At 70.6% G+C, this 19,868-nt stretch carries 18 protein-coding genes; 13 read left to right on the forward strand and 5 right to left on the reverse strand.

Translation table 11 applies throughout. The features are described from left to right. Position 1: 1 nt before the first annotated feature. Genes ACFO60_RS34245 through ACFO60_RS34255 form a run of 3 tightly spaced genes read left to right on the forward strand, consistent with a single transcriptional unit; the run spans position 2 to position 2,767 of the window. The gene (locus tag ACFO60_RS34245; RefSeq protein ID WP_380849231.1) at positions 2-940 is read left to right on the forward strand and encodes an ABC transporter permease; all 939 of its coding nucleotides are present in this window, start codon (positions 2-4) and stop codon (positions 938-940) included. Further along, complete coding sequence (locus ACFO60_RS34250; protein ID WP_380849234.1) at positions 933-1,706, forward strand: ABC transporter permease; 774 nt, start codon at positions 933-935, stop codon at positions 1,704-1,706. The genes ACFO60_RS34245 and ACFO60_RS34250 overlap by 8 nt, the downstream gene beginning before the upstream one ends. Beyond that, a complete protein-coding gene (locus tag ACFO60_RS34255; protein ID WP_380849237.1) occupies positions 1,703-2,767 on the forward strand; it encodes an ABC transporter ATP-binding protein in 1,065 nt (354 codons plus the stop codon). Before ACFO60_RS34250 ends, ACFO60_RS34255 begins: the two co-directional genes overlap by 4 nt. Before the next feature lie 38 nt (positions 2,768-2,805). Here the strand turns inward: ACFO60_RS34255 and ACFO60_RS34260 are convergent, their stop codons facing one another. After that, the gene (locus tag ACFO60_RS34260) at positions 2,806-3,417 is read right to left on the reverse strand and encodes a TetR/AcrR family transcriptional regulator (RefSeq protein ID WP_380849240.1); all 612 of its coding nucleotides are present in this window, start codon (positions 3,415-3,417) and stop codon (positions 2,806-2,808) included. 130 nt (positions 3,418-3,547) lie between these two features. On the opposite strand from ACFO60_RS34260, the gene ACFO60_RS34265 reads away from it, so the two are divergent. From ACFO60_RS34265 to ACFO60_RS34290, 6 genes are all read left to right on the forward strand, one after another. Then, positions 3,548-4,831 carry a glycosyltransferase gene (locus ACFO60_RS34265; RefSeq protein ID WP_380849243.1) on the forward strand — a complete coding sequence of 428 codons (1,284 nt, stop codon included), beginning with the start codon at positions 3,548-3,550 and terminating at the stop codon, positions 4,829-4,831. 76 nt (positions 4,832-4,907) lie between these two features. Beyond that, on the forward strand, positions 4,908-6,338 hold the full coding sequence (locus tag ACFO60_RS34270) for an aminobutyraldehyde dehydrogenase (protein WP_380849246.1): 1,431 nt from the start codon (positions 4,908-4,910) through the stop codon (positions 6,336-6,338). A 260-nt stretch (positions 6,339-6,598) separates the two neighbouring features. Beyond that, positions 6,599-9,760, forward strand: a complete 3,162-nt coding sequence (locus ACFO60_RS34275) for a sensor histidine kinase (RefSeq protein WP_380849249.1) — start codon at positions 6,599-6,601, stop codon at positions 9,758-9,760. After that, on the forward strand, positions 9,757-10,179 hold the full coding sequence (locus tag ACFO60_RS34280) for a roadblock/LC7 domain-containing protein (RefSeq protein WP_275411993.1): 423 nt from the start codon (positions 9,757-9,759) through the stop codon (positions 10,177-10,179). Before ACFO60_RS34275 ends, ACFO60_RS34280 begins: the two co-directional genes overlap by 4 nt. Positions 10,180-10,202: 23 nt before the next feature. After that, positions 10,203-10,664: a DUF742 domain-containing protein gene (locus tag ACFO60_RS34285; RefSeq protein WP_380849252.1), complete on the forward strand. Its 462-nt coding sequence runs from the start codon at positions 10,203-10,205 to the stop codon at positions 10,662-10,664. Then, positions 10,645-11,241, forward strand: coding sequence for a GTP-binding protein (locus ACFO60_RS34290; RefSeq protein WP_380849255.1), 597 nt, complete (start codon positions 10,645-10,647; stop codon positions 11,239-11,241). The genes ACFO60_RS34285 and ACFO60_RS34290 overlap by 20 nt, the downstream gene beginning before the upstream one ends. Positions 11,242-11,385: 144 nt before the next feature. Here ACFO60_RS34290 and ACFO60_RS34295 read toward each other — a convergent pair whose 3' ends face one another. From ACFO60_RS34295 to ACFO60_RS34310, 4 genes are read right to left on the reverse strand one after another with little or no spacing between them, the layout of a single operon-like run. Then, positions 11,386-12,183 carry an ABC transporter ATP-binding protein gene (locus tag ACFO60_RS34295; RefSeq protein ID WP_380849258.1) on the reverse strand — a complete coding sequence of 266 codons (798 nt, stop codon included), beginning with the start codon at positions 12,181-12,183 and terminating at the stop codon, positions 11,386-11,388. A gap of 9 nt (positions 12,184-12,192) precedes the next feature. Further along, positions 12,193-13,059 carry an ABC transporter permease gene (locus ACFO60_RS34300; RefSeq protein ID WP_380849261.1) on the reverse strand — a complete coding sequence of 289 codons (867 nt, stop codon included), beginning with the start codon at positions 13,057-13,059 and terminating at the stop codon, positions 12,193-12,195. Beyond that, complete coding sequence (locus ACFO60_RS34305; RefSeq protein ID WP_380849264.1) at positions 13,056-13,829, reverse strand: ABC transporter permease; 774 nt, start codon at positions 13,827-13,829, stop codon at positions 13,056-13,058. Before ACFO60_RS34305 ends, ACFO60_RS34300 begins: the two co-directional genes overlap by 4 nt. Continuing rightward, positions 13,826-14,812 carry an ABC transporter substrate-binding protein gene (locus ACFO60_RS34310; protein WP_380849267.1) on the reverse strand — a complete coding sequence of 329 codons (987 nt, stop codon included), beginning with the start codon at positions 14,810-14,812 and terminating at the stop codon, positions 13,826-13,828. Before ACFO60_RS34310 ends, ACFO60_RS34305 begins: the two co-directional genes overlap by 4 nt. A 543-nt stretch (positions 14,813-15,355) precedes the next feature. Here ACFO60_RS34310 and ACFO60_RS34315 point away from each other — a divergent pair. The 4 genes from ACFO60_RS34315 to ACFO60_RS34330 are packed head-to-tail and all read left to right on the forward strand — an operon-like array spanning position 15,356 to position 19,854. After that, positions 15,356-18,475: a sensor histidine kinase gene (locus tag ACFO60_RS34315; RefSeq protein ID WP_380849270.1), complete on the forward strand. Its 3,120-nt coding sequence runs from the start codon at positions 15,356-15,358 to the stop codon at positions 18,473-18,475. After that, positions 18,472-18,894, forward strand: coding sequence for a roadblock/LC7 domain-containing protein (locus ACFO60_RS34320; RefSeq protein ID WP_248960559.1), 423 nt, complete (start codon positions 18,472-18,474; stop codon positions 18,892-18,894). Before ACFO60_RS34315 ends, ACFO60_RS34320 begins: the two co-directional genes overlap by 4 nt. A gap of 5 nt (positions 18,895-18,899) precedes the next feature. Continuing rightward, on the forward strand, positions 18,900-19,283 hold the full coding sequence (locus tag ACFO60_RS34325; protein ID WP_380849357.1) for a DUF742 domain-containing protein: 384 nt from the start codon (positions 18,900-18,902) through the stop codon (positions 19,281-19,283). A gap of 10 nt (positions 19,284-19,293) precedes the next feature. Then, positions 19,294-19,854, forward strand: a complete 561-nt coding sequence (locus ACFO60_RS34330; RefSeq protein WP_380849273.1) for a GTP-binding protein — start codon at positions 19,294-19,296, stop codon at positions 19,852-19,854. The last annotated feature ends 14 nt before the right edge of the window (positions 19,855-19,868 follow it).

The following is a 19,868-nucleotide window of genomic DNA, read 5'->3' on the forward strand; positions in this document are numbered from 1 at the left end:
GTTGACTACCGAGCACGAAATCGTACGATCCGGCGCGGCGGCCGCCCCCTCCACGGGGCGGGCGCCGCGCCGGCCGCGGGCCCTGGGCGGGCTCGCCGCGCGCCTGGCGTTCCTCGGCCCGGGGCTCGGCTACCTGATCGTCCTGCTGCTCGTGCCGCTGGCCCTGGTGCTCAGCTACACGATCTTCCGGCGGGGCAGGTTCGGCGGGGTGGTGTACGAGGCGACCGCCGAGAACTTCACCCGCCTGTTCGACCCCCTGTACCTCGACGTCGTCGTCCAGTCGGTGCGGACGGCCACGCTGACGACCGTGGCCGCGCTGCTGATCGGTTACCCGACGGCGTACGTGATCGCCGGGCTGCCGCGCAGGTGGAAGACTCTCGCGCTGGTCGCGATCGTCCTGCCGTTCTGGACGAACTTCCTCATCCGGGTCTACGCCTGGGTGATCCTGCTCAGCGGGCCCGGCCTGGTGAACGAGGCCCTCACCGGCATCGGCCTGATCGACAAGCCCCTTCAGCTGCTCTACAACCAGGGCACGATCGTCACGGGCCTGCTGTACTCCTACCTGCCGCTGATGATCCTGCCGCTGTACGCGGCGATCGAGCGGCTGGACCCCCAGCTGCGCGAGGCGTCGGCCAACCTCGGGGCGCGGCCCGCGCGCACCTTCTGGTCGGTGACGCTGCCGCTCACCCTGCCCGGCGTCCTGACGGGGTGCGTCTTCGTGTTCGTCCCGTGCCTCGGGAACTTCGTGATCCCCGAGATCCTCGGCGGAGGCCGTTCGATCTTGGTGGGGAACCTGATCAGGGACCAGTTCCTCAAGGCCCGCGACTGGCCGTTCGGCTCCACCCTCGCGCTCGCGGTGATCGCCGTGCTCGTCCTGCTGCTGTTCCTGCAGGCGTGGGCGTCGCGCGCCTACGGCGGGACGGAGGGCCGTCGTGCCTAGGCGCCGGCTGATCTACGTGCCCTTCTGGGCCACCTACGTGTTCCTGTACACACCCATCGTCGTGCTCGCCGTGATGTCGTTCAACGCCGGCAAGTCGCCCTACGCCTTCGAGGGCTTCAGCCTGAAGTGGTACGGCGAGCTGGCCGCCGACGACACCGTCAGGCACGGGCTGGTCAACACGCTGATCGTCGCCGCGGGGACGACCGTGCTGTCCACCGTGCTCGGCACGCTGCTCGCGGTCGGCATGGCCAGGCACGCGCGGTCGCGCCTGCTGGACGCGCTCGGCCTGCTGCCGGCCGTGCTGCCGGACCTGGTGCTGGCCATCGGCCTGCTGGTCTTCTACGCGGCGGTCAAGATGACGCTCGGCCTGCACTCGGTGATCCTCGCGCACTCGGTCTTCGGCATGGCGTTCGTCGCCGCGGTCGTGCGCACCCGGCTCGCCCACGCCGACACCTCGCTCGAGGAGGCCTCCCGCGACCTCGGCGCCTCGCCGCTGACCACGTTCACGCGCATCACGCTGCCCACCCTGGCCCCCGGCATCGCCGCCGGGGCGCTGCTGGCGTTCACGCTGTCCATCGACGAGTTCGTGATCGCCTTCTTCACCGCGGCCCCGACCGAGCCGACCCTGCCCATCGTCATCTACTCGATGGTGCGCTTCGGGGTCACCCCTGAGATCAACGCGCTGGCGACGATCCTGCTCGCGGTGAGCTTCACCGTGGTCATCGTCGCCCAGCGGATGACCCGACTGACGGAGTCCCTGTCATGAGCGCTGTACCCGAGGCCCCCGCCGTGCCCGCGACGCTGGTGGGCATCGAGGGCGTCTCCCGGCGGTTCGGCGAGGTCACCGCCCTCGACGACGTCTCCCTGGACATCCGGCAGGGCGAGTTCTTCGCCCTCCTCGGCCCGAGCGGGTGCGGCAAGACCACGCTGCTGCGCATCCTCGCCGGGTTCGACGCGCCGGACGCCGGCGCCGTCACCCTGGACGGCGCCGACCTGCTGCGCCTGCCGGCCCACCGCCGCCCGGTCAACCTGATGTTCCAGTCGTACGCGCTCTTCCCGCACATGAGCGTCGCCAAGAACATCGCCTACGGGCTGGAGCGCGAGCGCCTGCCCCGCGCCGAGATCAGGTCCCGGGTGGAGGAGGTGCTCGCCACCGTCGGCCTGACAGAGCAGGCCGGCCGCCGGCCCCAGCAGCTGTCCGGCGGCCAGCGGCAGCGGGTCGCGCTCGCCCGGGCCATCGTCAAGCGGCCCCGCCTGCTTCTGCTGGACGAGCCGCTGTCGGCGCTGGACAAGAAGGTGCGCGCCGAGATGCAGCTGGAGCTCAAGCGCCTCCAGCACGAGGTCGGCATCACCTTCGTCGTGGTCACCCACGACCAGGAGGAGGCGATGTCGCTCGCCGACCGCATCGCCGTCATGCAGGCGGGACGCGTCCAGCAGGTGGACGCCCCCGTGCGGCTGTACGAGCGGCCCGCCACGCCGTTCGTCGCCGGGTTCATCGGCGCCAACAACCTCTTCGAGGGCACGGTCGCCGGTGGCGGGCTGGCCGTCCCCGGCCTCGGCACGCTGCCCGCGCAGGGCGGCTTCGCGGCGGGCGCGCCCGCGCTGCTGGGCGTGCGGCCGGAGTCGGTGCGCCTCGGCGAGACGGGCATCCTCGACGGGCTGGTCGCCGACGTGAGCTTCTACGGGGGCGTGTCGCACATCGCGGTGCGGGTGCCCGGGCACGACCGTCCGATCTTGGTCGCGGCCCCCGGCCCGACCCGGGTGCGGGCCGGGGCCGAGGTGAGAGTCGGCTGGTCGGCGGCCGACGCCGTGCTGATCGCCAGGTGAGGCCGATGAGCCGAGACGAGGCGCGGCCCCGGCAGGGGTCAGGAGGCGGGCTCCAGCGCGTGGCCGGTGACGGTCCTGGCGTAGCTCAAGATGAGCTCGGCCGCCTCCCCGGGACCGATCACCGGGTGCCGCGCGGTGATGCGGTAACCGTAGGCGTCCTCCAGCGCGACCAGGTTGCGGGAGATCGTCAGCGAGTCGCCGACGAGGGTGAACACTCCGAGCGCCGCCCCGGTGTCGAGGATCGACTGGTACATCGCCACCTGCCGGTCGTACAGGGTGGTGAGCAGGACGGCGTACACCCTCTTGCGGGCCGCCGCGCCGCCCAGCTCGTTGAGCAGCCGCACCCCGGGGTCGTCCGGGCCGACCGGCAGCCCGGAGCGGATGGTGACCAGGAGCTTCTGGACGGGGTCGCTGCACTGCGCGATGCGCTTGACGCGCAGCTCGTAGAAGCGCTCCATGCCGGCGTGGTGGGCCTCCACCAGCAGTTCGCTCAGGTCGGGGTAGTGGTAGAGCACCGCCCCGGACGTCAGCCCGGCCTCCTCGGCGACGTGGTTGAGATGGACCCCCTGGGTGCCGTGACGCAAGATCGCCCTGCGGGCGGCCTCGATGAGGTCGACCCGCCGGTCGGCCCGGCTCTTGCGCGAGCTCATGCCGCCTCCTATGCCCCGTTGTTGAACCTGAAGTTTAAAGCCACGCATCCCCTCTAGGCCATGGAAACCTGGTCTTTACCCCCCTACTCGTCAACGATTTGAACAACTATTCAAAAGCGATGGAGCATCGATGGCCACCATTCTGTTCATGCCGGAGAGCGCCTATGGGCCGACGAACAACTGCGTCGGCATCGGCGACATCCTGCGCCGCCGGGGGCACCGCGTCGTCTTCGCGGCCGAGGCGTCGTGGAAGGGGAAGCTGACCGCGCTCGGCTTCGAGGAGGACCTGGTCGACCTGGCACCGCCTGCCGAGGAGGAGCAGGACGCCGGCCAGTTCTGGAAGGACTTCATCCGCGACACCGCGCCCGAGTACCGCAAGTCCACCCTCGCGCAGCTCGAGACCGTCACCAAGCCGATCTGGGACGCCCTCATCGACGGCGTCAAGTACTGCGAGCCGCGGCTCAAGGCGATCATCGAGCGGGTGAACCCCGACGTCATCGTCGAGGACAACGTCATCACCTTCCCGGCGCTGCTGACGGCGGGCAAGCCGTTCGTGCGCATCGTCTCGTGCAACCCGCTGGAGGTGAAGGGCGAGGGCGTGCCGCCGGTGTTCAGCGGCCTGCCCGCCGCCGACGGCGGCGAGTGGGAGGCGTTCCGGGCGGAGTACGACCGCACCCACCGCGAGATCTGGACGGCCTTCAACGAGTGGGTCGTGGAGCAGGGCGCGCCGGCGCTGCCCGAGCTGGAGTTCATCCACGAGGGCGACCTCAACCTCTACGTCTTCCCCGAGATCGCCGACTACACCGACGCCCGCCCGCTCGGCCCCTCCTGGCACCGCCTGGACTCCTCGGTGCGCGAGACCGACGAGCCGTTCGAGCTGCCCGCCTCGATGGCCGGCGGGGAAGGCGCGCTGATCTACTTCTCCCTCGGCTCGCTCGGGTCGGCCGACGTCGAGCTCATGCAGCGCGTCATCGACGTGCTGGCCACCACGCCGCACCGCTACATCGTCTCCAAGGGCCCGCTCCACGAGGAGATCAAGCTGGCCGGCAACATGTGGGGCGCGGAGTTCGTGCCGCAGACCAAGATCATCCCGCTGGTCGACCTGGTGATCACGCATGGCGGCAACAACACCACCACCGAGGCCCTGCACTTCGGCAAGCCGATGATCCTGCTCCCGCTGTTCTGGGACCAGTACGACAACGCCCAGCGCGTCGACGAGCTGGGGTACGGCGTGCGCATGTCCACCTACGCCTTCGCCGACGAGGAGCTCGTGGGCGCGCTGGAGCGGCTGCTCGCCGACACCGGGCTGCGCGAGCGCCTGGCCGAGGCCGGCGAGGAGATCCGCCGCCGGGACGGCCTGCGCAAGGCCGCCGACCTCATCGAGGCGACGGTCGCCCCCGCGGCCTCCGCCTGACGTTCCACGACGCCGGCCCCCGTCCCGCGACGCTCGCGGGCCGCGGGGCCGGTGGCTCCGCCGGAAAGAGAAGCACATGATCCAGACCCCCATCGACCCCGCCACGGGAGCACCGCTCGCGGAGGTGCCCGACTCGACGGCGCAGGAGGTCGCGGGCGCCGTCCGGTCCGCGCGGGAGGCCTACCTGCAGTGGTCGCAGGCCACGCCCGCCGAGCGCTCGCGCGTCCTGCTCCGCCTGGCCGACCTGGTGGAGGCCGACGCCGACGAGCTGACGCGGCTGGAGGTGACGCAGACCGGCAAGCCCGCCACCGTCTTCCGGGACGGCGAGCTGCCGTTCGCGGTGGACAACCTGCGCTTCTTCGCCGGCGCCGCCCGCTCGCTGGAGGGGACGGGCGCGGGCGTCCTGAGCGCCGGCTACACCTCGGTGCTGGTGCGCCGCCCCGTCGGGGTGGTCGCCTCCATCGCCCCCTGGAACTTCCCGCTGGTGATGGCGGTGTGGAAGCTCGGCCCGGCCCTGGCGGCCGGGAACGGAGTGGTGATCAAGCCGGCGCCGCAGACGCCCGGCACGACGCTGCGCCTGGTGGAGCTGGCCGCCAAGGCGGGCCTCCCCGACGGGCTCCTGCGGGCCGTCACCGGCGACGCCGAGGTGGGGGAGGCCCTGACGGCGGACCCCGGGGTGGACATGATCAGCGTGACCGGCTCGACGGCGACCGGCCGGTCGGTCATGCGCGGCGCGGCGGGCGACCCGGCCGCCGGGCGCTCCGGGCTCAAGCGGGTGCACCTGGAGCTCGGCGGCAAGGCCCCGGCGCTGGTGTTCGCCGACGCCGACCTGACCGAGATGGCCAAGGGCGTCGCCATGGGCGCCACCTACAACACCGGGCAGGACTGCACGGCGGCGACGCGCGTCTACGCCGAGCGCGAGGTGTACGACCAGGTGGTCGAGGCCCTGCGGGAGGCCATGGCGGCGATCACCCCCGGTGATCCCTGGGATCCGGCGACCGACATCGGGCCGCTGATCTCGGCCGGCCACCGCGCGCGCGTGCACGGGTTCGTCGAGCGCGCCCTGGCGCACGGCGCGCGCCTGGTGACCGGCGGCGCGGTGCCGCAGGGGCGCGGCTTCTTCTACCCGCCCACGCTGATCGCCGGAGCCGCGCAGGACAGCGAGATCGTCCAGGGCGAGATATTCGGTCCGGTGATCGTCGTCCTGCCGTTCTCCGGCGAGGACGAGGCCGTGCGGCTGGCCAACGACACCCCCTACGGCCTGGCCTCCTCGGTGTGGTCGCGCGACGTCGGCAGGGCGCTGCGGGTGTCGCACCGGTTGGACGTGGGTGTCACCTGGGTGAACGATCATCTGCCGATCGCCTCGGAGGCTCCGCACGGCGGGGTGAAGGGCAGCGGGTTCGGCAAGGACATGAGCCAGGAGGCGGTCCAGGAGTACTCCGTGACCAGGCATCTCATGATCAAACACGCGCTCCCCGAGGCGCGAAACGGCTTCCGGCCCGCATAGTTACGGAAGCGAGTTGGCGGATTTATACCTAGAAGTACCGATTTGATGTGGATTGTCCATACATGTTCTGTTGGCCGATCTGGTAGGGGTGTGCTGCAATTACCATCGCCTGATGGATGTCTCGGACGTCTCATGCGCCTCGCGCGTGACGTACCCCCCTGCACGCCAGGCTCGGTGAGAGGTTGCGAAAATCAGTGAGGATCCAAGAACCTCGGGGCGACTCGGGGCGAAATGACCGTGTGGAGCGGTCCGAGCCACCCGTGGCACGCACTCCTCAGACGGGTAGCCGGCTGCGGCTGAAGAACTGGCGTGTGCGGTCCCGCCTGATCGCCCTCATCATCGTCCCGACGATCGTCGGCGTCATCCTCGGCGCGGTGCAGCTCACCAACGCCGTGGCCACATCCACCGAGTACAGCCGCCTCACGGAGGTGGCCACGCTCGTCCAGAAGATCGACGTCCTGGTGCACGAGGTCGACCGCGAACGCGACCTCACCGCCTGGTACCTCGCCGAGGGACGCCGCCAGGCGCGCCTGAAGAAGGTGCGGGCCCAGCAGGCCGTCGTGGACCGCGCCAGAGAGCCGGTGCTCGCCGCCGTCTCCGCCCTGGACTCCTCGCACACCGCGCGTGTCCGCGCCGAGGCCCAGCAGATCCGCCGCTGGCTCGAAGGACTCCCCGGCCTCCGCGGCCGTATCGCGAGCGGCGTCCCCTCGCGAGCCGCGCTCGGCATCTACTCCAGCCTCATCAACGTCCTCACCTCGATGCAGGGCGAGCTGGGCGCGTCCGGCAAGGACCAGCGCCTGTTCGGCGACGTCATCGCCCTCAACGCGCTCAGCCGGGCCAAGGAGGAGGTCTCCCGCCAGCGCGGCCTCATGACCGTCGGGCTCACCACGCTCGGCACCATCGGCGGCGGCTTCGACTACGACGACTTCGTCGACTTCCCCGGCTCCTGGAGCCGCCAGCAGAGCGAGACCGCGACCTTCCTGGCGGAGGCCCAGCCCGCCGACGTCAAGTTCTACAACGAGACCGTCCGCGGGCAGCAGGTCGACAAGGCCGACTGGATGCGCGCCCTGGCGCTGGCGCAGCTGCGCCAGTTCAAGGAGATCCAGGACCTCGACCCGATCCGCCGCGACGACACCACCATCTGGTACACCTCCACCAGCGCCGTCGCCGACCGCATGCGCAAGGTCGAGGAACGGCTGGTCGACTCGGTCGTCCGGCAGAGCCAGGCGCTGCAGCAGGAGGCCGGGCGGCAGGCGTTCATCTCCGGCGCGGTGATCCTCGTCCTGCTGCTGCTGGTCCTGATCATCACCGCCGTGGTCGCGAGCTCGCTGACCCGCCCGCTGCGCCGCCTGCGCGCCGAGGCGCTGGAGATCGCCGGCAGCAGGCTGCCGCAGACCGTCCAGCGGCTCCGCGAGAGCGGCGACGCCACCCAGAGCTCCGACGTCGTGCCCATCGGCGTCGACTCCCGGGACGAGATGGGAGAGGTCGCCCGGGCCTTCGACGAGGTCCACCGCGAGGCGATCCGGCTGGCGGGCGACGAGGCGCGCCTGCGCAGCAACGTCAACGCCATGTTCGTCAACCTCTCCCGCCGCAGCCAGACCCTGGTCGAGCGCCAGCTCAGCCTCATCGAGGGCCTCGAGCAGGGCGAAGAGGACGAGACCCGGCTCGGCAACCTGTTCAAGCTCGACCACCTGGCCACCCGCATGCGGCGCAACAGCGAGAACCTGCTGGTCCTCGCCGGCCAGGAGACCGCCCGCAAGTGGAGCGACCCGGTGCCGCTGGTCGACGTCTGCCGCGCCTCCTTGTCGGAGGTGGAGGGCTACGAGCGCGTCGACGTGCGCGTCCAGTCCTCCACCGCCGTCATCGGCCAGGCCGTCAACGACGTCGTCCACCTGGTCGCCGAGCTGGTCGAGAACGCCGTCTCGTTCTCCCCCCGCGAGACCAAGGTCGTCATCACCAGCAACCGCGTCGACGGCGGCGGGGTGATGGTGGCCGTCAGCGACAGCGGCATCGGCATGACCGCCGACGAGGCCGGCGAGGCCAACTGGCGCCTGGCAAACCCGCCGGTCGTCGACGTCTCCGTCTCCCGCCGGATGGGCCTGTTCGTGGTCGGCCGGCTGGCGCTGCGCCACAACATCAGGGTGCAGCTCAGGCAGCAGGACGGCGGCGGTCTCACCGCCATGGTGATGATTCCCGAGGCGCTGCTGTCCACCCCGGGGGCTCCGCGGATCCCCGGCATGCCCGCCGAGACGGCGGCCGCCGGCCAGTTCGGCGCGCACGGCCAGTCCTCCCCGTTCGGCGCCGAGGGCTTCCCCGCCCCCGCCGGCTTCGACGCCTCCGGCTCGCGGGGGATGCGCGCTCCGGTCTTCGGGTCCGACGACCCCGGGGTGGTCGCGGCGCCGGGCCCGCTGAATCGCGGCCCCTTCGAGCGCGGTCCGTTCGAGCGCGACCCCTTCGAGCGCCCTCCGCTGCCCACGCGCGACCCGTTCGAGCGCCCGGCCGCGGCCCAGGGCGGCGCGTTCGGCGTGACGCCGACCGGCGGACGCGCCGACCGCGGGCCGTTCGACCATGACAGCGCGTCCATGGACGAGCTGTTCGACCGCTACTTCGACCCCCACCCGCCGATCGACACCCCGTGGCCCGCCGACCTGCCCGCTCCGGGGAGCGCAGGCGAGGCGGCGCCGTCGTGGTCGTCGGAACTGGCCGACCAGGAGACCGCCTCGTGGCCGGCCATCCCGTCCGGTCCGGTGACCGGCGGCCTCGGCGGACCGGTGAGCGGCGGCCCCAGGGGTCCGGTGACCGGCGGCGGCTCTCTGATGGGCGGACCCGTGACCGGCCCGTCCGGTCCGGTGACCGGCGCGGGAGTGGAGGCGCCGAGGCGCTCCTTCGGGGCGGTGCCCGACGACCACACCGGTCCGCTGCCGGCGATCCACAGTTCACCGCTCGACGGTTCCGAGGAGTTCCTGCCGATCTTCGCGGCGGTCGAGTCCGACTGGTTCCGCCGCACCGACCTGGAGCCGGCCCCGCACGAGAGCGCGGCCCGGCCGTCGGAGGAGCCGGCGCCACCTGTGAGGTTCGAGGCCGAGGAGGCCTTCGTGGCGGAACCGGCCGAGTCCAGAGGCTGGTCCTCTCCCGCCGACGCGGGCTGGCAGGCGGCCCAGGCGGCGAGCGACCCCTCACTCGGCGGCGTGACCTCCTCGGGTCTCCCCAAGCGGGTGCCCAAGGCGAACCTGGTGCCGGGAACGGCGGACTCAGGCCCGTCGGTCTTCACCCCGCAGCCCGCGCTGTCCCCCGACCGGGTGCGCAGCCGCCTGTCGAGTTTCCAGCAGGGCGTGCGGAAGGGGCGGGCCGTCGCCCGCGGCGAGCAGAACGACGACTTTGCCCCCAATTGGAATGATGACCGCAACAAGGAGGACTCGTGAGGGAGCTGAGCCAGGCCGCCCGTGGAGTCAACTGGCTTATCACTGACTTCGTCAACAACGTCCCGGGTGTGGCGCACACCGTCGTGGTGTCGGCCGACGGGCTCCCACTTGCCTACTCGGAGGGGTTCCCGAAGGATCGGGCCGACCAGCTCGCGGCGGTGGCCGCGGGTCTGATCAGCCTGACGCAGGGCGCCTCCCGGGTGTTCGAGGGCGGTGCGGTCACCCAGACCGTGGTGGAGATGCAGCGGGGTCTTCTGCTGATCATGTCGATCAGCGACGGCTCCTGCCTGGCCGTGCTCGCCGCGGCCGACTGTGACATGGGTCTGGTGGCCTATCAGATGACGTTGCTGGTGGAGCGTGCCGGTCAGGTGCTGACCCCCGCCGTGCGTGCCGAGCTGCAGGCATCTCAACCCAGGTGAGGGGCCGATGACAGGAGGACGCTGTGGCACGCCACGGCTGGACAGATGAGGGCGATCCGCTGAACGGCGGCTCGTCGTACCCGCCCGTCGAGGACGTCCGCCGGTTCTCCGGCGCGGCGGCCCCGCTCCCCAAGCCCGAACCGGTGGAACGCAGTTCCCTGGTCCGGCCGTACGCGATGACCGGGGGCCGCACCGCCCCCAAGACCTCGCTCGCCATGGAGGCGCTCGTCTCCTCCTCCACATCGTCACATCAAGATCTGTCGACTCTCACTCCGGAGAAGCAGGCGATCAGTACGCTGTGCCGTCAGGTGCGGTCGGTCGCCGAGATCGCCGCGATGCTGCGCATGCCCCTCGGCGTGGCTCGCGTCGTGATCGCCGACATGGCGGCCGAGGGCTTGGTCCAGGTGCACCACCCGCAGCTCGAGACGGGGAAGCCGGACCTCAACTTGCTCGAAAGGGTTCTCAGTGGACTTCGCAGGCTCTAGCCGGGGCCCGGCGCTGACGTCGACGAAGATCGTCGTCGCGGGCGGGTTCGGCGTCGGCAAGACGACCTTCGTCGGCGCGGTGTCGGAGATCGTCCCGCTGACCACCGAGGCGGTCATGACCGACGCCAGCGCCGGCATCGACGACCTGGGCCTGACGCCGCACAAGACCACGACGACCGTCGCCATGGACTTCGGGCGCGTCTCGCTGGACCAAGACCTGATCCTGTACCTGTTCGGCACGCCCGGACAGCACCGCTTCTGGTTCATGTGGGACGACCTGGTGCGCGGCGCGATCGGCGCCGTCGTCCTCGTGGACACCCGCCGCCTGGCCGACTGCTTCCCGGCCATCGACTACTTCGAAGAGGCCGGTCTGCCGTTCGTGGTCGGCATCAACGGCTGGGACGGGCACTACCTCCACGCCGACGAGGAGGTCCGCGAGGCGCTCACCCTCGCCCCCCACATCCCCCTGGTGCGCACCGACGCCCGCTCGCGCGACTCGGTCAAGGGCACCCTCATCGCGCTCGTCGAGCACGCTCTGACGATGCGCGTGGCCGTTCCCGGCTGGGGAGGCCGCTGAATCTCCGCCGCGACCGCTCGCGCGTCCCGGCCGCGCCGCCCGCACGGCGGCGCGCCCCATGCGAGCGGTCGTCCTCGCGGACGGACGTGAAAAAGGGGACGCGGCGCCGGTGACCCGGGCCGCGTCCCTTTTTCGTGCGCGGACCTAGCCGTGCGCGGGCCGGTCCCCGTCCGCGGGGGGATGGCCCTTGCCGCGCACCAGCCGGCCGACCTCGGCGCGCAGGTGCACGAACGCCGGCAGCTCCCGGGTCGCGATCTGGTCGCGGGGGAACGGCAGGTCCACGGCCAGTTCGCCCGCCACCCGCGCAGGCGACTTCGACAGCACGACGACGCGGTCGCCGACGTACACGCTCTCGTCGATGTCGTGGGTGATCAGCAGGATGGTCATGCGGTGGTCCTCGCGGACCTTCAGCACCAGGTCCTCCAGATCCTCGCGGGTCTGGGCGTCCACCGAGCCGAACGGCTCGTCCATGAGCATCAGCGAGGGGCGGTAGGCGATCGCGCGGGCGATCGCCACGCGCTGCTGCATGCCGCCGGAGAGTTCCCAGGGGTACTTCCCGGCCGCGTTGGGCAGGCCCACGGCGGAAAGCGCCTCCGCGGCGGCCGCGCGGCGTGCCGCGCGGTCCTTGCCGCGCCTGCGCAGCGGCAGGGCGACGTTGTCCTCGACCGACATCCAGGGGAACAGCGACCTGCTGTAGTCCTGGAAGACGACGGCCAGGTCTCCGGGGGTCTCCGCGATCTCGGTGTCGCGGATGCGGATGTGGCCCTCGGTGGGCTTGAGCAGCCCGGCGATGGAGCGCAGCAGCGTGGACTTGCCGCAGCCGGAGGGGCCGACGACGCTGACCAGCTCGCCCTCCGAGACCTTGAGGTCGATGCCTCCAAGGGCTTGGTGGGCCTTCGGGCCTTCGCCGTACGTGTGACGCAGGTTGACGACATCGAGCACGATGGTTCCTCAGGTTGTCTGCCGGGCTCGCCGGTGCCAGGAAAGGACGTGGCGTTCCACGATGATGAACGACGCGTTCAACGTGTAACCGAGGATGCCGAGCAGTACCACGCCCCCCCACATCCCGGGCAGGTCGAAGCCCTGCTGCTTGAACAGGATCAGAAAGCCGATGCCGTTGACCGCGCCGACGAGCTCGGAGACCACCATGAGGATCACGGCTATCGACAGGCTCACCCGCATCCCGGCGAAGATCTTCGGTGCCGCGGAGGGCAGGATGATGCGGAAGAACCGCTGTGCCCGGGTCAGCCCGAAGACCTTGGCGGTGTCGGCGTGGATCCCGTCCAGATAACGGGCGCCGTCCACGGTGTTGATCAGGATGGGCCAGACCACCGTGTAGACGATGGTGGCCAGCTGCATCGGCGTGCCGATCTTGAAGATGATGATGAAGAGCGGGATCAGCGCGGGCGGGGGAGTGGCCCTGGCGAACTCCACGATCGGGTTGACGTAGTCGTAGAGGGTGGAGGAGCGGCCGAGGGCGATGCCCAGGGTGATGCCCACCAGGCAGGCGATGATCCACCCGCTGAACAGCCTGCCGAGGCTCGGCAGGAAGTTGGCGATCGCCTCCTCGGTGAGGAACACGTGGCTCGCCGGGCCGGAGAACCACAGCTCGTACATCCGCACGACGATCGCGGACGGCGGCGGGAAGTAGAACGCCTCCGCCTGCCGGGTGACGAACTCCCACGCGATGATCGCGACGGGGATCAGCCAGACCCGGGCGACCACGGCGGCGACCGAGCGCCGCCGGTCGCGCGCGGCGCCCGGCGCGGCCGGCCCGGCGCCGCCCTGGAGGTCCTCTGGGGCGGTCGTGACGCTCACGCGGCGCCTCCGGACTTCACGACGTGCCATCGGAACGCCCAACCCTGGACGCGCATCAGCAGCGTGTTGGCGAGAAGGCCGAGCGTTCCCGTCCACACCGTGGCGGCCAGCACCAGGTCGGTGCGGAAGCCGGCCTGGGCGCGGATCATGTAGGTGCCGATGCCGTCCACCCCTCCTGCCAGCAGCTCGGCGCTGACGGTGACGATCAGGCCGATTGAGGCGGCGATGCGCACGCCGGTGAGGACGAAGGGGGCCGCGCTGGGCAGCGAGACCCGGGCAAGGACCGACAGCTTCCCGAAGCCGAAGCTGCGTAAAGTCTCTTTGGCCATGGGATCGACGTCCCGCAGGCCGTACATGGTGTTGATGAGGATGGGCCAGATGGCGGCGTACACGACGATCGTCATCTTGATGCCGTGGTCCCAGGCCATGAGCAGCGTGACCAGCGGGAGCAGGACGATCGAGGGGATCGGGCGCATGAACTCGATCAGCGGCCGCACCGCCAGTTCGGCCTTGGGCAGGCTGCCGAGCAGCAGGCCGAGGGGCGTGCCCACCAGTACGGCGATGAGCAGTCCTCCGCCCCACACCACCAGCGTGCCGCTCAGGTAGGACAGGAACTCGGGGTCGATCAGGAGCCGGGCGGCGGCCGGGAGCACGGTGGAGACCCGCGGCAGCAACGCCGGGTCCACCAGTCCCGACCGCCCCACCAGCTCGGCGACGACCAGAAGGCCCGCGACGCCGACGGCGCCGCGGACCACTCGTGCGTGGATCATTGAGGCAGCGGCACCAGAAGCGGGGCCACGTCGACCTTGCCCTTGAGGAAGCCGTACTCCAGCATCAGGTCGGACACCCGCTGGATGCGCGTGGCGTTCAGCGACGTCGGGAAGACACCGAGCTTCATGACCGCGGCGACGTCCGGCTTGATCTGGGTGTAGTCCGGCAGGACCGCCTCGACCGCCTTGCGGTCGGACGCGGCGACCTGCTGCCCCTTGAGGATCGCGCGCTGGAAGGCGGCCATGGTCTTCGGGTACTTCTTGGTCCACTCGGCGGTGGCGGCCCACCCGGCGATCGGGAAGTCGGCCATGGCGCCGGTCATGGTGTCGGCGAGCACGACGGCGCCGTTCTCACGCTGGATGTTGGTGAGGAAGGGCTCGGGGAGCCAGGCGGCGTCGATCTCCCCGGCCAGCAGCTTGGCCGGCATCTCGGGGAAGGCCAGCGGAACCCACTGGATGCTCTTGATGTCGATTCCGGCCGTCTTCAGGGTGGCGCCCACCGCGAGCTGGCCGACGCTGTTCGGCGCCGCGATGGAGATGCGCTTGCCCGCGAGCTCCTTGATAGATTTGATCTTGGAGTCCTTGGGCACGACCAGGTCGATGACGTCCGGGCCGGCCTGGTAGGCGTCGGCGACGACGCGCCAGTCCCCCGCCTTGGCCTCCTGGGAGGAGACGATGGAGAAGTACGCGAGCGCGGCGACGTCCAGGCTGCCGTTCATCAGCTTCGGCAGGGTGGCGGCGGTGCTGGGAGTGAGCTCCGTCTTGACCGTCAGCCCTTCTTCCTTGAAGAATCCCCGCTTCTGGGCGATGTAGACGGCCGAGTGGTCGGCGATGGCCGAGGTGGAGACGTTGATAGTCGTCTTCTCGAGTCCGCCGGCGTTGGCCGGCGCCGCCGAGGAGTCCTTGCCGTTACTCCCGCAGGCCGCTAGCGCGAGGGCGGCCAGCGCGCCGATGACGAAGGTACGACCCCTAAGGCTTCTCATCTGAGGTGTCCTTTTAGTTGTGGGGGAAGAGTGCCGAGCCCGCCTCTGGGGAAGGCAAAGGTGGCATGGCGAGCGTGAAGCCTAGCGGAGGAAGATCTGCTCTCACATTAGTTCGTGCCCTATGTCATGAAAGTTGTAAAAAAATCTATTTTGTTATCAAATATGGCATATGTCCCATTTTGGGCTTTTGGAACGATGTACAGGCCGGTGAACGCGAGGAATGGCGCGCCTGGACACCGCCCTGGGGCGTGATCTCGCACGGACCCTTGGCCGGCGATCCGTCCTGGCCGAATAATCGTTTGGACCGTTCTAATTACCCATAGCTATTGGTCGACCTCGTAGGCTTATGCTCCAATTGCCCCTTGACTTGCCACGTGTAACACCCGCGTGGCCTTCCCCCCATGAAGCAGACCAGCTGGCGAGAGGTTGCGACCAGTGAGGACAGCAACAATCGAGAGCGGTCGCCGTACCACGCCGGACGCAGCCCAACCGCCTTCGGAATCGGGTGCGCCCACCGACCAAGGACCCAAACCCGCAAGGTCGATGGCTCTGCGTAACTGGCGGGTGCGAACCCGTCTCATCGCGCTCATTCTGGTGCCCACCACCGTGGCCGTTCTGCTCGGTGGTCTCCGAGTGGCCACCTCCATCCAGAGCGCCACCGAATATGAACGCGTCCGGACGGTCGCTGAGTTCGTCACCACTCTGAGCGACCTTGTCCACCAGCTCGACCTCGAACGCGACCTCACGGGCAGGTTCGTCGCCAACGGTCGCCGTGGAACGCAGGCGCGGCTGCTCATCCGCGAGCAGCAGAACGCCGTCGACGTCGCCGCCCAGAGGGTGCTCGACCGCAAGGAAGCCGTGCTTCCCGCCCTTGGCGACATCGGCGGGCAGGAGTTCAACCGGGTCCTCGACCGCCTGTCCGAGCTGCACACGCTGCGCGACATCACCGTGAACTCCCAGCTGCCGCCGCTGCCGAGCATGCAGAAGTTCGACCTCGTCATCGACGACATGCTGACCGTGTTCGACGAGACGGCGCGAGGCGGCAACGAGGCGCTGGCATCCAGCTCGGCCGCCTTCGCGGCCGCCGCGAGGGCCGCCGAGCAGGCCTCCCGCGAACGCGGGCTCCTCTCGGTCGCGCTGATCGCCCGCGCGTTCGACAAGGCCACGCTGAGCGCGTTCGAGACCGCGCGCTCCCAGGAGGCCAGCGAGACGAACTCGTTCCTGTTCCGTGCCACGCCGGCCGAGCGTCAGGCGTACTCCGACACGGTCAGCGGCCGGCAGGCCGACGTGGCCGCCGCGCTGGTCCAGCGTGTGCTCTTCCTCACCCAGCAGCGTGAGGAACTGAGCAACCTCGGCGGCGGGCGCAGTGACGTCGAGTACTGGTTCGTGGCCTCCAGCGACAGGCTGAACCGCATGCACGAGGCCCAGCGGACGTTGGGCCGTTCCATTGTCGAGCGTGCGTCGGAGCTCGCGCGCGCCGACCAGAGCCAGGCCGCCGTCAACATCGGCGTCGTGGCCCTCCTGCTCATCCTGGTGCTGGTCATCACCACCGTCATGGCGCGGTCCCTGGTGAGCCCGCTGCGCCAGCTCCGCCGCGAGGCACTGGAGATCGCCGGCCGCCGTCTGCCCGAGATGGTGCAGAAGCTGCGCGAGTCCGAGGGCAACACCGGCCCGCCCGAGGTGCGGCCGATCGGCGTCGGCTCCACCGACGAGGTCGGAGAAGTGGCCAGGGCCTTCGACGAGGTCCACCGCGAGGCGATCAGGCTCGCGAGCGACGAGGCGCAGCTGCGAAGCAACGTCAGCGCCATGTTCGTCAACCTCTCCCGGCGCACGCAGACCCTCGTGGAACGCCAGATCACCCTGATCGACGGCCTGGAGCAGGGCGAGCAGGACGACAAGCGCCTCGGCGACCTGTTCCGCCTGGACCACCTGGCGACCCGCATGCGCCGCAACAGTGAGAACCTGCTGGTCCTCGCGGGGCAGGAGCCCGCCCGCCGGTGGAGCCAGCCGGTGCCCCTGCTGGACGTCACCCGGGCCTCGCTCTCGGAGGTCGAGAACTACGAGCGGGTCGCGATGAACGTCCCCGGCGGCGTCTCCATCGTCGGCCAGGCGGTCAACGACGTCATCCACCTGCTCGCGGAGCTGGTGGAGAACGCCATCTCCTTCTCGCCGCGCGAGACCAGGGTCAGCGTCACCGGCAACCGCATCGACGGCGGCGGCGTGATGATCTCGATCACCGACGCCGGCATCGGCATGACCGACGAGGAGCTCGCCCAGACCAACTGGCGGCTCGCCAACCCGCCGGTCGTCGACGTGTCGGTCTCCCGGCGCATGGGTCTGTTCGTGGTCGGCCGGCTCGCGCTGCGCAACGGCATCCGCGTGCAGCTGCGGCGGCACGACACCGGCGGCCTGACCGCGATGGTGCTGCTGCCCGAGTCCCTCATGGGCATGCCCACCCACCCGGGCGCGGGCGCTCCGTCCGCGGGGTCGCAGCCGTACGCGGGGGCTCAGGCGCCCGCCTGGTCCGCCATGGGTCAGCCCGCGGGACAGGGCATGTTCGGCGCGACTCCGCAGGCCAACGGCGCCTTCGACGTGCCGACCGGCGCCGGCGCCTACGGCGGGTCCTTCGCCGAGGCCGGGGCGTTCGGCGGACCCAACGGCGCGGGCCCGATGGGCCCCACCACGGGCGGCGGGTTCGGCGGGCCCAACACCGGCCCCGGCGGGTTCGGCGGCCCGGCGACCGGCTCCGGCGGCTACTCGGGTCCGCCCAGCGGCTCGGGCGGGTTCTACGGCCCCGGGTCCGGCGGCTTCGGCGGGCCTCCCACCGGCCCGGGCTACGGCGGCCAGCCCGGCGGTCCCGGCTCGTTCGGCGGCCCGCCCACCGGCGGCGGGTACGGCGGCCCCGCCTCGGACGCCTTCGGCGCCCCCACCGGCGGGTCGGGAAGTTTCAGCCCGTCCCCCTTCGGCGGCCCGGCCACCGGCCCTAGTTCCTACGGCGGCCCCTCGACGGGAGCCGGTTCCTACGGCGGCCCCTCGGCGGGGCCGGGCTCGTTCGGCGGTCCGTCCGCGGGCGCGGGATCCTTCGGCGGCCCCCCCAGCGGGGCGGGCTCGTTCGGCGGCCCCCCCACCGGTCCCGGCCACTCGGGGGAGACGCCCGGGCGCCTGCGCCCGCGCCGTTACGACTCCTCCGACCTGGACGCCGTCACCGGCCCGCTCCCCGCCGTGCACTCCTCTCCCATGGAGCAGGAGGAGGAGTTCCTGCCGATCTTCGCCTCGGTGGAGTCGGCGTGGTTCCGCAGGGTGGACGGCGAGCAGGACAAGGAGAAGGATTCCACCGGTTGGCAGCAGGTCCCCGCCGACGCCGGCTGGCAGGCGGCGGCGGTCGTCCAGGAGCCGGTGCGAGACGGAACCACGGCCGCGGGCCTTCCCAAGCGCGTGCCCAAGGCCAACCTGGTGCCGGGAACGGCGGGTACGCCGGAGGCCGCGGCGTCGCCGCCGCCCGCCATGCCGGCACTCTCGCCCGACCGGGCGCGCAGCCGCCTGTCGAGCTTCCAGCAGGGCATCCGGCAGGGCCGGGCGGTCGCCCGTGGCGAGCTGAGCGAGGACGAAGTGGCGTTCAATGCCGAGCTGCGGCGCATACAGGGCGACAAGGAGGACAAGTGAGAGAGCTGAGCCAGGCCGCCCGTGGAGTCAACTGGTTGATCACCGACTTCGTTCGGGGCGTTCCGGGTGTGGCGCACACAGTGGTGGTCTCCTCGGACGGGCTGCCACTCGCCTACTCGGAGGGGTTCCCGAAGGATCGGGCCGACCAGCTCGCGGCGGTGGCCGCGGGTCTGATCAGCCTGACGCAGGGCGCCTCCCGGGTGTTCGAGGGCGGTGCGGTCACCCAGACCGTGGTGGAGATGCAGCGGGGTCTTCTGCTGATCATGTCGATCAGCGACGGCTCCTGCCTGGCCGTGCTGGCGGCTCCCGACTGTGACATGGGTCTGGTGGCGTACCAGATGACGCTGATGGTCGAGCGCGCTGGGCAGGTGCTGACCCCCGCCGTGCGCGCCGAGCTTCAGGCGTCGTCGCCGCGGTGACCTCCATGGGCGGCCCGGGTTGGGAGGACGGGTTACGACGCTACCAACAGGAGCCGTCGTCACCGGTCCGGCCCTTCACGGTCACAGGCGGGCGCACGACGCCGCGTACGCACTTGGCCATGGAGACGCTGGTTCATTCCACGATTCCGCCATACCAAGATATTTCCGGCTTGATCCCGGAGTACCAGGCGATCAATTCGTTGTGCCGCCAGGTGCGTTCCGTGGCCGAGATCTCCGCGCTCCTCAGGGTCCCGCTCGGCGTGGCCCGGGTGCTGATCTCGGACATGGCCGGGGAAGGCCTCGTCCAGCTGCACCAGCCGCAGCTCGATGCCGGCAAGCCGGATCTCAACTTGCTCGAAAGGGTTCTCAGTGGACTTCGCAGGCTCTAGCCGTGGCGGGTTGACGTCGACGAAGATCGTCGTCGCCGGCGGGTTCGGCGTCGGCAAGACGACCTTCGTCGGCGCGGTGTCGGAGATCGTCCCGCTGACCACCGAGGCGGTCATGACCGATGCCAGCGCGGGCATCGACGACCTGGGTCTCATTCCACAGAAGACCACCACGACGGTCGCCATGGACTTCGGGCGCGTGTCGCTGGACAGCGAGCTGATCCTCTACCTGTTCGGCACGCCCGGACAGCACCGCTTCTGGTTCATGTGGGACGACCTGGTGCGCGGCGCCATCGGCGCCGTCGTGCTGGTCGACACCCGCCGCCTGGCCGACAGCTTCCCCGCCGTCGACTACTTCGAAGAGGCGAAGCTGCCCTTCATCATCGGGCTGAACGGATGGGAAGGGCAGTACCCGCACAACGAGGAAGAGGTGCGCGACGCTCTCACCCTCTCTCCGCACATCCCCATCGTCAGGACCGACGCCCGGCAGCGGGAATCGGTGAAGAGCGCCCTTATCTCCCTGGTCGAGCACGCCTTGACCATGCGGGTGTCGGTGCCCGGCTGGCGGAGCTAGCGACGTCCGGCCTC

This window comes from Sphaerisporangium dianthi (assembly GCF_042654065.1).
Lineage (GTDB): Bacteria > Actinomycetota > Actinomycetes > Streptosporangiales > Streptosporangiaceae > Sphaerisporangium > Sphaerisporangium dianthi.

What these genes read in the sequence shown, in the direction of transcription:
- ACFO60_RS34270 (WP_380849246.1), top strand. Translation starts at nt 4,908, where the DNA reads ATGATCCAGACCCCCATCGACCCCGCCACGGGAGCACCGCTCGCGGAG.
- ACFO60_RS34255 (WP_380849237.1), top strand. Translation starts at nt 1,703, where the DNA reads ATGAGCGCTGTACCCGAGGCCCCCGCCGTGCCCGCGACGCTGGTGGGC.
- ACFO60_RS34265 (WP_380849243.1), top strand. Translation starts at nt 3,548, where the DNA reads ATGGCCACCATTCTGTTCATGCCGGAGAGCGCCTATGGGCCGACGAAC.
- ACFO60_RS34260 (WP_380849240.1), bottom strand. Translation starts at nt 3,417, where the DNA reads ATGAGCTCGCGCAAGAGCCGGGCCGACCGGCGGGTCGACCTCATCGAG.
- ACFO60_RS34310 (WP_380849267.1), bottom strand. Translation starts at nt 14,812, where the DNA reads ATGAGAAGCCTTAGGGGTCGTACCTTCGTCATCGGCGCGCTGGCCGCC.
- ACFO60_RS34305 (WP_380849264.1), bottom strand. Translation starts at nt 13,829, where the DNA reads ATGATCCACGCACGAGTGGTCCGCGGCGCCGTCGGCGTCGCGGGCCTT.
- ACFO60_RS34325 (WP_380849357.1), top strand. Translation starts at nt 18,900, where the DNA reads ATGGGCGGCCCGGGTTGGGAGGACGGGTTACGACGCTACCAACAGGAG.
- ACFO60_RS34315 (WP_380849270.1), top strand. Translation starts at nt 15,356, where the DNA reads ATGGCTCTGCGTAACTGGCGGGTGCGAACCCGTCTCATCGCGCTCATT.